General features: G+C 31.5%; 1 protein-coding gene. It reads right to left on the bottom strand.

Annotated elements, in window-relative coordinates; all coding sequences use genetic code 11:
* Positions 1 to 390: 390 nt before the first annotated feature.
* Positions 391 to 1,032, bottom strand: a 642-nt coding sequence (locus KCG35_RS25620) for a hypothetical protein (RefSeq protein WP_215822685.1), incomplete at its 5' end; no start/stop codon positions are given.

The raw sequence follows: 1,032 nt of genomic DNA, 5'->3' as shown, positions 1-1,032 counted from the left end.
TATACATATCATATGTATTATAACCCTTACTACTGCTGAAACCTCCATAAGCAAACGAAGCAGTAAAAAAAGCAAATATAATCGAAAATATTTGACTACCAACTTTCATCAGCTGTTCCTTTATTGACCAATACAAACATTAGACAAAACTAATTCAACATAAAATTTCATGCTTTATTTTATATTAAGAAAATTAGAGTGACATGTCATCTGATCTTGTAGTATTTTTAGTGTACCGAAAAATACCACTACAATAGCATTCATTGGACGTTTACAGTTTAAGCACTTATTTATATTTTCATTATTTGTTGCCATGCAGACATAGCAAGAAATTTCAGTATTGCTACCCTACTCGCAAGCATCTCCTCTTCAATCAAATAGTTAATTAAGCTATAACATAGCTTTCACCAAAACAATCCATACTACAATTAAAATAACATAGTTTATGGCAGTTCTAGTTATACTAGAGCTTTTATAATTTCCTGGATGAAGCACTAAGTACGAAGGAGGTTTTCTAATTCTACTTACAAGGTACGTTAGAGTCGCTAACAATATCAAGCCTCCAATAACCGCTACTCCAGTGGTACCCAATAGATCGATAAATTTAACCAATAATTTTGCCTTACGGCCATGGGGATCAGCACCTTCTTGTTCAATCTGATCTGCCATCCTATAAAATAACCATGTTAAAAATCCAAAAATGGTTAATGCCCATAAAGCACCATACGATGCTTTTGGAATATTATATTCATCAACTGTTTCTATAAATTTATCACCAAATAGATTTTTTATAAATCCATAAGCAGATTGAAACGATTGATTATCACCAAAAAACATAGTTTCATCGTCTTCAGTTTTACCATCCTTAAACATTAGCTCTATTTCATTTCGTTTAATATCAGATGATATTTTACTAACCGTTGACAAATGGATTACCTTTACATTTTTAGTAAACACATTCATCGAAGACTCGTTATTTTTTAACTTATCTAGGGCTATTTCTTCTTTTTCATTACTCTCGACTTTGGCCAT

This window comes from Zooshikella harenae, from assembly GCF_018837975.1.
GTDB classification, from domain to species: domain Bacteria; phylum Pseudomonadota; class Gammaproteobacteria; order Pseudomonadales; family Zooshikellaceae; genus Zooshikella; species Zooshikella harenae.
Note: the sequence above shows the minus strand (reverse complement) of the source record. Positions and strands in the feature narration are given on the sequence as shown.